This window comes from Paraflavitalea sp., assembly GCF_059502485.1.
Genome location: NZ_JCACET010000008.1, coordinates 212,610 through 225,564, shown reverse-complemented (window position 1 = coordinate 225,564; position 12,955 = coordinate 212,610). Strand labels below are relative to the sequence as shown.

General features: G+C 45.0%; 11 protein-coding genes. 5 read left to right on the top strand and 6 right to left on the bottom strand.

Annotated features, from left to right (window positions below; all coding sequences use genetic code 11):
- Nucleotides 1-24: 24 nt before the first annotated feature.
- Nucleotides 25-1,074 carry a 3-oxoacyl-ACP synthase III family protein gene (locus AC5JBY_RS03640; RefSeq protein ID WP_495903192.1) on the bottom strand — a complete coding sequence of 350 codons (1,050 nt, stop codon included), beginning with the start codon at nt 1,072-1,074 and terminating at the stop codon, nt 25-27.
- A gap of 392 nt (nt 1,075-1,466) precedes the next feature.
- Entirely contained in the window at nt 1,467-2,468 is a 1,002-nt protein-coding gene (locus tag AC5JBY_RS03635) for an alpha/beta hydrolase (protein ID WP_495903191.1), read from the bottom strand.
- A 324-nt stretch (nt 2,469-2,792) separates the two neighbouring features.
- Here AC5JBY_RS03635 and typA point away from each other — a divergent pair, with 324 nt between their 5' ends.
- The gene (gene typA / locus AC5JBY_RS03630; RefSeq protein WP_495903190.1) at nt 2,793-4,607 is read left to right on the top strand and encodes a translational GTPase TypA; all 1,815 of its coding nucleotides are present in this window, start codon (nt 2,793-2,795) and stop codon (nt 4,605-4,607) included.
- Nucleotides 4,608-4,706: 99 nt separating this feature from the next.
- Here typA and AC5JBY_RS03625 read toward each other — a convergent pair whose 3' ends face one another.
- Entirely contained in the window at nt 4,707-5,039 is a 333-nt protein-coding gene (locus tag AC5JBY_RS03625; RefSeq protein WP_495903189.1) for a hypothetical protein, read from the bottom strand.
- A gap of 202 nt (nt 5,040-5,241) precedes the next feature.
- On the opposite strand from AC5JBY_RS03625, the gene AC5JBY_RS03620 reads away from it, so the two are divergent.
- Nucleotides 5,242-5,508 (top strand): hypothetical protein, encoded by a 267-nt coding sequence (locus tag AC5JBY_RS03620; protein WP_495903188.1) that lies wholly within the window; start codon nt 5,242-5,244, stop codon nt 5,506-5,508.
- A gap of 73 nt (nt 5,509-5,581) precedes the next feature.
- Here the strand turns inward: AC5JBY_RS03620 and AC5JBY_RS03615 are convergent, their stop codons facing one another.
- Both AC5JBY_RS03615 and AC5JBY_RS03610 read right to left on the bottom strand, forming a co-directional pair.
- Entirely contained in the window at nt 5,582-5,746 is a 165-nt protein-coding gene (locus AC5JBY_RS03615; protein WP_495903187.1) for a hypothetical protein, read from the bottom strand.
- Complete coding sequence (locus tag AC5JBY_RS03610; RefSeq protein ID WP_495903186.1) at nt 5,743-6,267, bottom strand: hypothetical protein; 525 nt, start codon at nt 6,265-6,267, stop codon at nt 5,743-5,745. The genes AC5JBY_RS03615 and AC5JBY_RS03610 overlap by 4 nt, the downstream gene beginning before the upstream one ends.
- 124 nt (nt 6,268-6,391) lie before the next feature.
- On the opposite strand from AC5JBY_RS03610, the gene AC5JBY_RS03605 reads away from it, so the two are divergent.
- Nucleotides 6,392-7,255 (top strand): RDD family protein, encoded by an 864-nt coding sequence (locus AC5JBY_RS03605; protein ID WP_495903185.1) that lies wholly within the window; start codon nt 6,392-6,394, stop codon nt 7,253-7,255.
- 15 nt (nt 7,256-7,270) lie between these two features.
- Here AC5JBY_RS03605 and AC5JBY_RS03600 read toward each other — a convergent pair whose 3' ends face one another.
- The gene (locus AC5JBY_RS03600) at nt 7,271-8,557 is read right to left on the bottom strand and encodes a histidine kinase (RefSeq protein ID WP_495903184.1); all 1,287 of its coding nucleotides are present in this window, start codon (nt 8,555-8,557) and stop codon (nt 7,271-7,273) included.
- A 328-nt stretch (nt 8,558-8,885) separates the two neighbouring features.
- On the opposite strand from AC5JBY_RS03600, the gene AC5JBY_RS03595 reads away from it, so the two are divergent.
- Together AC5JBY_RS03595 and AC5JBY_RS03590 are read left to right on the top strand one after the other, a co-directional pair.
- Nucleotides 8,886-11,900 (top strand): two-component regulator propeller domain-containing protein, encoded by a 3,015-nt coding sequence (locus AC5JBY_RS03595; protein ID WP_495903183.1) that lies wholly within the window; start codon nt 8,886-8,888, stop codon nt 11,898-11,900.
- Between the two features lie 48 nt (nt 11,901-11,948).
- Entirely contained in the window at nt 11,949-12,698 is a 750-nt protein-coding gene (locus AC5JBY_RS03590; protein WP_495903182.1) for a LytR/AlgR family response regulator transcription factor, read from the top strand.
- The last annotated feature ends 257 nt before the right edge of the window (nt 12,699-12,955 follow it).

The following is a 12,955-nucleotide window of genomic DNA, read 5'->3' as shown; positions in this document are numbered from 1 at the left end:
GAGCCTAAAGAACCTTGCCAACACTTACCACTTCAGCAAAGCGCTGGCCCAGGTAAAGCCACTACCAAAGGCAGCAAGGCATACCAGGTCGCCATCTTTGATCTTCCCTTCCTGCCACGCTTCACACAAAGCAAGTGGAACAGAAGCGGCAGTAGTATTACCATAACGTTGAATATTATTATAAACCTGGTCATCGGAAAGACCAAGCTTCTGCTGCACAAACTGGGCAATCCGCAGGTTGGCCTGGTGGGGGATAAGCATACGCAGATCGTAAGGTTGATAGCCATTGGCAGTAAGTGCCTCCATGATTACTTCAGGAAACTTCACCACCGCCTTCTTGAATACCGAAGGACCATCCATGAAGGGGAAGTTCTGCGCATTATCAACCATCGCATGACTCATGAACATATCCGCAATTTCGGCCTCATTGAAGTCAGCCAGCTTTTGCTCAGTCCAGTGATTGGCATGCGTGCCCGGATTATACATGGCAAGGATCTCAGCACTTTCACCATCACTATGCAGGTGCGTACTTAAAATACCCTGATTTTCATTTTGCGTGGGTTGCAATACCACAGCCCCGGCCCCATCACCAAAGATCACACTTACATTCCGGCCACGCGTGCTGAAGTCGAGCCCGAAAGAGTGCTTTTCACTGCCGATCACCAGCACATTCTTGTACATGCCACCACGGATGAATTGGTCCGCCACACTTAAAGCATACACAAAACCACTACACTGATTTCGCACATCCAGCGCCCCGATCTCTTTCATCTTCATGGCCCGCTGTACCAAAACACCACAACCCGGGAAATAATAATCCGGGCTAAGCGTAGCAAAAACAATGAAGTCGATATCCTGGGCAGTGATACCTGCGCGTTCGATGGCAATTTTGGCGGCTTCCACGCCCATAGTGGTCGTCGTTTCCTGCGTGCGGTGCGCATAGCGGCGCTCCTTAATACCGGTCCTTTCCTGGATCCACTCGTCACTCGTTTCCATATACCGGGTAAGGTCCTGGTTGGAAACCACATTATCGGGAACATACATGCCGATACCGGCAATCCTGGAACGTATCATATGCAAGACATTTTAGATGAACAAGTTAAGCAAAAGAAAATTGTACGGGAAATGAAACAATTGCAAACAGAACCATTGGGAGGGTTAATCCATGCTGGGAGACGCTTGGCAGATGCGCCCACTTTCCTGCTCAGGTGCCCCGCAGGTCAAGACACCCAGTGGGAAGCCAGAGGCAAGCCAGTAACAAGATAGTAGTAAGACAGTAGCAAGAAAAGAGAGGTTTGGAGATGCGCATCAACGTGAGAAAGGTGCTCTTGTAGTAGTGTCAAAAAAGGCTGTTAAATAATTGTTTGACATATAATTACATATTACATAGGCAATTCAAAAAGAGCTAAACTAAGCAATAAAAATCAGTACAAAGTAAAAGTGAGTACTATGTAACTTGTTTATAATTATTGCTTTATAGCGTTTACGCCCAGAATGTCCGTCATAAAACGGGCAATTTCCCGCTCCACACCCGCTACGTCATTCGACTTGATCCAGGAGCCCATCACATGATTGCCGGTATTGGGCATAGCTACCGACCGTTTTCGGGCAGCAGGAGTACCCAACTCGTCAAACATTTTTAGCGCAGCGCTCACCTTTACAACACTATCCTGGTGAACCTCATCCTTGAAATAATACAACAGCAAAGTAGGCTGCTTCACCTTCTCAAAGGTAGCCTTATCCATGGATGTTTCCACGAGTTCTTCCAGGTTTACAGCAGCCTCCAGCCGGTAAGGCGCACTCCAATATTGACGATATACCGGACGCTTGTCTTCCGGGTCAATAAACTTCGATCCCTTTACCAGCCGGGCAATTTGTAACCCCCAGGGGTTATTCAGCAACCAGGCATTGGCATCGTTGATGGCAATATTGGGAGATAAGAGGACCAGCGCATAAATCTGAGGATACTCAGCAGCCAACTTCAATGCCAGCGTACCACCGGTAGAAGTGCCCACGAGGATAACCTTTTCACCCAGCTTTTCGCCAATGGCCAGCGCTTCCTTGGCACTTTCCCAGTATTTATCAGACGTTAGATGTACCAGCGCATCTGTCGTATCGATCCCATGCTCGGCCAGGCGCGACAAATACAGGTTGCAACCAAATTGTTTGGCAATATCCTTATGAACAGGATCACCCTCTGCTTGTGAGGCAGAAAAACCATGCAGGTAAACCAGTGAATAAGCCGTTTTGGATTTGGTGGAATCATTGGCCCAGATGATACGCGCTTCGTTATCCGGTTTCAGCCGGTGTTGCGCTTCCTGCGTTTTTATATAAGTCTGCAAAGAGTCGGCAGTCGCAGGCACCACAGGCATTTGAACAGCATAAGTAGGGTTGGAAGGCTTGGGCCCCATCAGGTAAACGATCACAATAACCAGCAGTGTGATCAGCCACCATTTCTTTTTGCGCATGAGGTAATTGAATTTGCCGTTAAATTAAAGCAAAATTCCCATCATCCATATGATCCGATTCTCTGTTATTATAAGCACTATAATCACATCGCTGAGAAGCTTTTTATAGGTATCAAATTCCCGGACATTCAGCCCCTTACTCTGAACTCCAGACTCTCGACTCCGAACTCATAAATAAAAACGATTAATTAAATAATAAGTTTCCCCGAATCCTTGTCCCAGACGCTGAATTAGCGTACTTTTGCGCCTTCTTTTGCCCGTTGAAAACCTGAAAAGTAGCTAATCGCTTGCTGGCCAGTGAATCAACTTGATAATGAGATAATTATGGAAATCAGAAATATAGCGATTATCGCCCACGTAGACCACGGAAAAACTACCCTGGTAGACAAGATCTTACACGCCACCAAAGTATTCAGGGACAACCAGGATACAGGTGAGCTGATTATGGACAACAACGACCTCGAACGCGAACGAGGTATTACCATCTTCAGTAAGAACGCTTCTGTAACCTACAAGGACGTTAAGATCAATGTGATCGATACCCCTGGTCACGCCGACTTCGGCGGAGAAGTAGAGCGGGTATTGAAAATGGCCGATGGCGTGTGCCTCCTGGTAGACGCATTCGAAGGCCCAATGCCACAAACACGTTTCGTGTTGCAAAAGGCGTTGCAATTGAACCTGAAGCCAATCGTGATCATCAATAAAGTAGATAAGCCCAACTGCCGCCCTGACGAAGTGCACGACGCGGTATTTGAGCTCTTCTTCAACCTCGATGCTACAGAAGAACAACTGGACTTCCCTACCTTCTACGGTTCCGGTAAGAACGGTTGGTTCAACGATTCCCTCACGCAGATTGACAACATCAATCCCCTGCTCGATGGTATCCTGAAGCACGTGCCACCACCCAAGGTGAATGAAGGACCCCTGCAAATGCAGATCACCTCACTCGATTACTCTTCCTTCCTCGGCCGTATCGCCGTAGGAAAAGTTGCTCGTGGCGTAATTAAGGAAAACCAGCCGATAGCCCTGATGCAAACCAATGGCACTATCAAGAAGTCAAGAGTTAAAGAATTATACGTGTTCGAAGGCATGGGTAAGAAGCGCGTTACGGAAGTAGTAGCCGGTGACCTGTGTGCAGTAGTAGGTATCGAAGATTTCGGTATCGGTGACACCATCGCCGATGCAGAAAATCCTGAAGCATTACCGGTTATCAGTGTGGATGAGCCTACTATGAATATGTTGTTCTCTATCAACAACTCACCCTTCTATGGCCGTGATGGTAAGTTCGTTACCAGCCGCCACCTGCGTGATCGTCTGATGAAGGAAACAGAAAAGAACCTCGCCCTCCGCGTGAAAGAAGCAGAAGGTGGTGGTGATAGCTTCCTCGTTTACGGTCGTGGTATCCTTCACTTAGGTATCCTCATCGAGACCATGCGTCGCGAAGGATATGAGCTGACTGTAGGTCAACCCCAGGTAATCGTGAAAGAAATCGATGGCGTTAAGTCTGAACCATACGAAAACCTGGTAGTAGACGTACCACAGGAGTTCGCTTCCAAAGTAATTGATCTGGTAACCCGTCGTAAGGGCGAAATGCAGATCATGGAAACCAAGGGAGAAATGCAACACCTGGAGTTCGAAATACCTTCCCGCGGATTGATCGGCCTGCGTACACAAATGCTGACCGCTACAACCGGTGAAGCAGTAATGGCGCACCGCTTCGTAGATTACAAGCCCTGGAAAGGTATGATCCCCGGCCGTAACAACGGTGTGTTGATCTCCAAGATCTCAGAAAAGACAACAGCCTACTCCATCGATAAGCTGCAGGACAGAGGTACCTTCTTCGTTGATCCAGGCGAAGATATCTATGCCGGACAGATCGTGGCAGAGAACATCAAGCCAGGCGACCTGGTGGTGAACGTAACGGAAGCCAAGAAGCTCACCAACCACCGCGCCAGCGGTAGTGATGATGCTACCCGCATTGCTCCCAAAACACTGATGACACTGGAAGAATGTATGGAATACATCCAGCAGGACGAGTGCATCGAAGTAACCCCCAACTTCATCCGTATGCGTAAAGTATTACTGGATGAAAACGAGAGGAACAAAGTGTCTAAGGCAATGAAGGCTGAATCAGTATAGTAAACATTTTACGATATAAGAAAAAGGCTGTATCATCGATACGGCCTTTTTTTATTTCCTGCATTCAGGACTCTCATTTAGCAGCCTTTTTCGTGTTTCTTATTTCTGCGGTGGCATTTGGCTATCCACCTTGTTTCGATGCAGAATAAAAGCTGCTTCTGTAAGTGTTTCAATATTTTTATACAAGAACAGAAGGCTGCCACGGGCCTTTCCTGTTTGGTAAGTACCATTTTCGCTGGCAAGAGCCGCTTCCAGCCAGTCCCACAGGCATTCCCGTATATCCTGCAGGTGATAATTGCTGAAAAACTCCTCCAGCACTGTAATTGGATTTTGCTGCTGCTCCTTACTCAAAAGGGTGAGTTGATTAATGGCAGGCTGATCGGTAGCCTCCAGAGATGTTTTCTTACGAAGCTGTTTTGCTTTACTGGCCATTAGTGGTAAATGAATTGATTTGAAGGTTTTGCAAGCTATTGTGAATGAGTAGAAATCTTAGAATTCTACTCACATATTGTAATTATAAAATACTAACAGTCCTTAAAAATAATACACTTTATCTTAAAAAAAGTGACGAGGGGTTATTTTTTTATAACATTAATGTCCTTTCCTTCTATCTTTCGCGAATATCAATCAAACAGTGAACGATAGAAGATATAATGCATTAAAAAGCTATATTGATTCAGGAGCCATCAAAAGCTTTACTGAAATTTTTGATATTATTCCAAAAAGCACCATCGTTAAGGATGCAGGTATAAATTACACGAGGATCACCAATAAGATCAACAACCCTGAAAAGTTCACTGTCAAAGACATTATAATAATATCTCAGTTGATTGGGATAGATAGTCGAAAGCTATACCATCTGATCGCTTTGGCTACTGAAAAGCCCACCCGTAAAAAGTAGTTTATTCCCAGAGTCGGAAAAAGGTATTGTGAGGAATAGTAGATAAAAAAAGCCGTATCAGAGATACAGCTTTTTATTTTGAAGTTAACTTTTTCGCAGAACTTGTTGCCTTACTTCGGGCAAGCGCTTTTTTAATATCCACTCTTACTTTCTGTAAATGCTTTTCCAATTGAGTTTTACTCATTTGAACGCCTATTGGTTCATCACTCAACTCGTAAAAGGGATCGCGCTTCTTCATTGATTATCTTTGTAGTATAAATTTACTAAAAATCTGGCTTCTTTAGTAAAAATCGCCATATCAGTCTTGTTAATCATTATTGCTCCCAGAGTAGCCTCATAATGAGCTATTAGCCTTGTTTTAGGCGTAAAGGAAACAATACCATCACAAGCGTTTTCGAAGCTTTCTTTACAGACATGTGCAACAAGATTTCCAGGCACGCCATGATAAAGCTTGTTTTTACTTATGTTAAAAGGAGCGGATTCAATTAATGGTATGAAATAGAATCCATCAACCTTTTTATAGCTGATAAGACCATGTATTAATTGGGGATCAACAGCGGTTACAAGTTTCATTATTTTTCTTCCATCCTGATTACCAAATTCCTTTCGCCAATTAAAAAGCCATCCCTTTTTCTTGGTTATCAGTGGTAAATCAGCTTTTGTTAATGGCAATACGCTTGTTTCATATGAAGTTCCTGTTAGTACGTGCTCTATAGAATTGGTGAGTTTATCAATCAGGATATCGAACGTTGGTTTCATAGCATTAGTTTGGTAACAAGGATATATACGGATATAATACCTTTTTCGATTATATAATACTATAAAACCATTACTTTGAAATAGCAAAAGAAGTTTCTATTTTGTAGCGTTTATACATATCCTTATGAAAAATAGAGACCAATACATTGCCGTAGGCGCAGTGGCAGTAGCTGAAGCCTACAACATATTCAGAAGCTTCGAATACTACAAGTACTTCTTTACCAACTTCAGGTTATTTAGCGGAGGCATATATGCCATACAGGAAGTGTTCAGCATGCTATTCCTGCTTTTTCAGTTAACCCTCATTGTGGTATTCTTTGCCGCTGAAGGAGAATACCAGGATAAAACATACAAACTGTTGCGCTTTATCTTTCTCATGTCTTTAGCCCTGTACCTGCCTTACACCCTATACCTATATATCTTTAAAGCCCGTGAGGTCTTTTTTGGCGATCAAACAAACATTGTCATAATGCACTCGATCGGAGTTGTTATCTCCCTGGTTTGCGGATATCTGCTTTTACGCGCTAAGCCACAAAGCCAGCCGGAGAAAGTTGACCTGTCGAATTATGAGTTGGTCAACTATACCTCCACAGGACACCGCTTTGTACACCGGTTGATAGATGCACTCTTTATATTGCCGATCTTCTTCTTCTGGGGACGGATCTTAGATGTGAACAATCAATATGTCCTGCAATTAGTATTTATACTGGTTTACCTGGTATACTGTTTTGTAGCTGAATTGCTTTTCCGGCAAACCCTGGGTAAGATCGCTACCAATTCCTGCGTCACCACCATTGGCACAGAATATTCCGCAGGCAGGATATTGGTGCGCACACTCGCACGCCTTATTCCCTTCGATGCCTTCTCTTTCCTCTTTAAAAGGAACTGGCATGATACCACCAGCGACACATCAGTGGTATATGTCAACAGTTGGGAAAAAGCCTTCGATGAATCGAACATGACCGACACTGCGGCGGTCGCTAAGTAGAAACAAGAGCGGAAATTAGTTGGAGGTATTCTTAATGTCCAGCGACACGATCACCCTTGTGCCGGCAGGTTCACCGTGCTCATCGATCAGGTCTTTGATCACGGCCTGCACCTGCGAATGGTAGATATCATTGATGATCTGGATACGCTCATCGGTTAATTTGATACCCTGCTTTTGCAACGTGGCAATGCGGCCGGTCCTTGACTTGGCAGACGCGGCACGGCCAATACCATTGTCCTCGATGCTCATAAACAGTTTATCATGATTGAGCCAGTAATGCAGGTACAGTTCACCCCGTTCGCCCTCTTTAGGCATTAAACCATGCCAGATGGCATTCTCGACAAAAGGTTGCAATAACAACGGAGGCACCATCAAGGAACCCCTGTTGATGTCATGACTCACGTTCACGATCACATCAAACTTGTTATTGAAGCGTAACTGTTCCAGTTCAATATATAGCTCAAGTGATTTGATCTCCTGGTCGAGCGATACCCATTCCGATTGAGCACTGTCGAAAATAAGCCGGATTAGTTTGGAGAACTTGGTCAGGTAGCCCGACGCCTTCATGGGCTCATTCTTCAGGATGAAATTGCCGATAGAGTTAAGACTGTTAAACACGAAGTGAGGATTCATTTGCAGGCGCAACACAGCCAACCTGTTTTCTGCGATCTTACGATTATTCTCATGTAACCTTATGGCAGTGGCCCGGTATGCATCTTCTACTTGCGAGCGGATGATCTTATTGGCGCAGAGAGAAGCAATCGTATTCAGGATGAACAAATGCTTGGGTTGAAAGAAACCCTTCATATGATGCTCGGCATCGATGATGCCCAATACCTTGCCCTGGTAAATAATAGGGACAGTGATCTCCGAAAACCGCTGGTCGTCGTCCACGATATAGCGCGGGTCGGTGCTGGTGTCGCTGATAATTTCGGGCAGGCCGCTCACGGCCACACTGCCTACAATACCCTTCCCGAGGGGGATCTCGATAGGCTCGAAAATTTCATAATCCTTGGGGTTCTTGGGGCCATAAGCAGCCTTTTGTACCAGCACCTTCCGGTCCTCATCGACCAGGTAAACTACACAGTCTTCAAAATTGAGGTGAGAAATACAGTTCTTGGTAACGTCCCAGAGGATTTCGTCGATTGTATTCTTGCCAAAGAGGGATGTAGCGAAATAATTGATAGTTCGTTCAATCTCAAGGTCATCGGATTGATTGACCTTGCGCTGCTTCATGAGTAGCCATCCCAGGATGAGACTACTGGCCAGCAGCACAGCTATTATCAGATAGTAAATTGTCAAAGTTTGTTCTTGGATTTTAATAATTTGCCTAAACCGTTCTGAAAAGTAGTACACAAATGCGGATAATTGCAGCCTATTGAGTGGCTGGTAGCATTTTTCCAGTATTCTAACCGTTTAAACCAATATTTCGGAAAGCATAAACCAGTAATTGAAGATCAATCATTAACTGGCAACACAAAATTGCCAAAGACTCATAAAACCAGCCAGTTACTCACTAATTAATGGGCATACACGCATAGTTTGTTAGCTTTACCCGGAAAGCCTATCTTATTACACTTAATCGTTATTTCTGAGCCGGTTTCTTACAGCAGGGATTATACTGATACTGTTGGCCCACACCACCGTAACAGGCCAGCGTATCAACTTTTCCCCCCTCAACACCTCCAATGGCCTCACTGGTAACAATGTTCGGTCAGTAGTTGTCGACAAAAACGGATTCCTGTGGGTTGGGACCAACGATGGCCTGAACGTCTATGACGGCTACACCGTTACCAATTTTGTGAAAGCGAAATACCCCGAAATAGCTTCCGATGTAGTCCTTCACCTTTTCAACGACAGGCATAACCGTACCTGGCTTGGTACCTACAGCGGAGCCACCTGGGTAGATGAGGATCGTACTTTTCACCGGGCTGTTATTCGCGATACAGTTACTAAGTTCCGCTGTCCAACCATATTTGAGACCACCATGTATGGTACCATACTACATACAGGAAAAGGCGAGTATTACTTCGACAGCACCACCAATAAATGGAAAGAACTGGAGTGGGTGCCGGATGAGATAAAGAAAGGCAGCTTTACAGATGCCGAGCCCTTTGCGCAGGACAAGATCATATTTATTACCAACAACCTGGTTACCATACTGGATTATAAAACCCGGAAGATCATCTTTCGGCAAACATTCGATCGACCTTTAAGTGCCTGCCCGGCCAGCGATACAACCATTGCCGTGGGAGTAAAGACAGGTACAGTGACCATTGTAAACATTAACTCGGGCAAGACAATAGCCGATTATCAACTGATCAATACATTAGGAGGTAAAACGATCAACACCTACCTCACAGAAGTACGTCAGGCTGCCAATGGCGACCTGTTGGTAGCTACCGATTTTGCCGGCCTTATCATCATCGACAGCAAAGGCAATATCACCCGTCATACCCATGATCCCCTGAATGCCGGCACCATCTCCGGCAACAATACCTATCGTGCGTTTGCGGGTACAAAGGGAGAAGTAATTGTAGGCACACAGGCATCCGGTGTCAACATGGCCAATATTTTCAACCGGCCTGCCATGTACACCCGCATCTTCAAAGATGAGAAAGGGGATCTCTACGATGATTACATCACCCGCATTGTAGAAGATGGCAACGGTGTCTTCTGGCTGGGAGGCAATGACCGGCTGATAAGGTGGGATAAGAATACCAATCAGTCAACTTTCTATCATTACTACCTTCAATCACCTGATGGCATACGGCCATTGGAAATGCGGGCATTGGCTAAAGACAAGTCGGGCCGACTGTGGTTAAGTGCGGCAGGGGATGGGTTGTGTACATTCGATAAAGCTACCGGTCGCTTTATAAAGGTCAAGCCCGATACTTCCCTTGGCAAAACAGTTTCCACTCCCTATATATATGAGCTGCTGGCACTGGCAGAAGGCCCTATATGGGTAGGAACCATGGGCGGGGTGTATGCCATCGATCCTGTTACGATGAAGGCCACCTCCTTCGACAAGCATCCTGTATTGAGTCAGTTGAATGGCAAGATGATCATCAGCATGTTTGAAGACAAGGCACACCGCGTCTGGATGGGTACACACGGCAACGGCGTGTATTGCTATGATAAGCAGCAAAACAAGATGGAACATTTCGGCATGCAGGAAGGCATGCCCAGTGACCTGGTCTTTGGTTTTACGGAAGATAACTTAGGTAATGTATATACTGCTACCTCACGTGGGTTCGTCATAATACCACCCAACCGGAAACTACAGGTATATAGCGTTCAGAACGGATTGCGCTATGAGCGTTGTGAAACGGTGTTAAGAGATAAAGAAGGAAACGTATGGGTATCCAACAACCGGTCACTTATAAAATACAATCCGGTTACCAAACAACTTACCCATTACGAAGAAAACTCAGGACTGAGTATCGACGGGTTCCGCAGCAATACAGCCATCATGGCTTCCACTGGCGAAATGCTATGGGGCAGCGAAAGTGGCGTTAACCACTTCTTTCCCGAAAGACTGCTTATTGCGCCCTCGCTTTTGCAGGTGAGCACGTATGCCATCGACACCGATGATACCACTCAATACGTAAGCAGCAATAAATATTTTGCTATACCCTTCAGTAGCAATGACATCACCCTGCATTTCACAGCCATCAACCTGAACGGATCGAGAAACATAGAATACCAGTATAAGCTGGAAGGCTACGATAAAGAATGGCATTCAGGCACCGATGTGCGCGAGGCCCGTTACCCTTCTTTGCCAGCCGGTAGCTATACCTTTCGCGTAAAAGCAAGCGTTGACCGGGTCAACTGGACAACAGCCAACAATGAACTGTCACTCTACATAATACCGCCGGTTTGGCAACGCTGGTGGTTTATTGCAGCGTCCGTGATATTGCTGGGATTGGTCATCTATGCAGTTTACAGATACAGAATACAGCAAATACGGGAAAAAGAAAAGCTCAAGACGGAATACAACCAGAAGATCGCCGAAATAGAAATGAAGGCTTTGCGTGCGCAGATGAACCCCCATTTTATCTTCAACTGCCTTAACTCCATTAACCGCTACATAGTAAAAAGCGATCACACCACCGCATCACTGTACCTTACCCGGTTCTCCAAGTTGATCAGGCTGATACTGGATAACTCCAACAGCAAAAATGTATTGTTGTCCAATGAGCTGGAAGCGCTCAGGATCTATATAGAAATGGAGTCGTTGCGCTTTAATAACAAGTTTACCTACAACATAGTCCTCGACAAGGACGTACATGCCGATATCATGGAGGTGCCACCACTGATCATACAACCCTACGTGGAAAATGCGATCTGGCATGGATTGCTCCATAAAGAAACGGCCGGCCACTTAAGTATACACCTCAGCCTGATCACTGACAATATGCTGCAGTGTGTGATAGAAGACGATGGGGTAGGGAGAGAGAAAGCAAGAGAATACAAGAGTAAGTCGGCTACTACCAAAAAGTCATTGGGCATGAAACTGACCGAAGACAGGATATCCATTCTCAATAAACATGCTTCGCCCAATGCAAGCATCACGATCATAGACCTGGTAGCAGCAGATGGAGAACCCGGTGGGACAAAAGTGATATTAAAGATTCCCGTATAAACAACCAATACTAACAATCCAATTGCTTTAACAAAAAATTGAAAGAAAATGATACGTTGCATTATTGTGGATGATGAAAACAATTGCATAGAGATGCTGGAATGGTTACTAAAAACCTATTGCCCCCAGGTTACCATCGATGCTATGTGCAATTCAGCCGAGCAGGGACTGGAGGCGATCAATAAGCACAAACCTGATGTGGTGTTCCTCGATATTGAAATGCCCCGCATGAATGGTTTCGATATGCTGGAGCAGTTTGATAAACTCACCTTCGATGTAGTATTCACTACAGCATACGATAAATTCGCCATCAAGGCATTTCGTTACAGCGCCCTCAACTACCTGTTGAAGCCGATAGACCCGGATGATCTGAAAGAAACCATCCGCAGATTGGAAGAAAAGCAATCGATACCTACGCGTGAACAGATAGACCTGCTCTTGCAGAACGTTAAACAGGTAAGTAAAAACACCATACCCCGCATTGCACTCACTACCAACGATGGGATGATCTTTGTATCTACCCAGGATATCATATACTGCGAAGCAGAAAGCAACTACACCAACATAGTACTGGTAGGCGGCAAAAAGATCATGGTGTCGAAAGTGCTGAAAGATATTGATGAAGCATTGGCCGGCCCCGACTTCTTCAGGGTGCACAACTCATTCCTCATTAACCTGAACCACATCAGAAAGTTTGTACGCGGAGAAGGTGGCTATGTAGTAATGGACGATGGTGCTACCATCAGCATCTCCCGTTCACGCAGACAGGAGTTTATGGAGTTGTTCTCTAAGTTCTAAACCGATAAATAATTGCATTCTCCCCAATCGCCCTATAGGTTATTCCTGTAGGGCGATTCTCTTTATAGGTGCTATACTACCCATTCAGTTGATGGTAACATAGCCTCGTTTACCAATAGTGAAAAGCGTAAAGAGAGGTGGTAATTGTTAAGAAATCTTAAACAAAACACACTTGTTATAGATTTCATTTAAACAAAAGAATATTTCTTTTTTATTTTTTGATTTGCACAATATACTATTTCAAAGAGTAGATTCCT